The sequence below is a fragment of the Arthrobacter sp. MDT2-34-1 genome, assembly GCF_059091365.1.
Genome location: NZ_JBNHGO010000223.1, coordinates 1 through 264, shown reverse-complemented (window position 1 = coordinate 264; position 264 = coordinate 1). Strand labels below are relative to the sequence as shown.

General features: G+C 68.9%; 1 pseudogene. It reads left to right on the top strand.

Features of this window, described 5'->3' with window-relative positions:
• A pseudogene (locus AC5RVV_RS18435) lies at positions 1–264 on the top strand (isocitrate lyase); the annotation flags it as partial.

The window sequence follows — 264 nt, the reverse complement described above, 5'->3', positions numbered from 1 at the left end:
GGGCTGCCAACCCCCGCTGGGAGGGCATCACTCGTGACTACAGCGCAGCTGATGTCGTCCGCCTCCGCGGCCGCGTCCAGGAAGAGCACACGCTGGCCAAGCGCGGTTCCGAGAAGCTGTGGAAGCAGCTGACAGAGGAGGCCAAGACCGGCCAGTACACCAACGCCCTCGGCGCCCTCACCGGCAACCAGGCGGTCCAGCAGGTCAAGGCCGGCCTGCGCGCCATCTACCTTTCCGGCTGGCAGGTCGCCGCCGACGCAAACC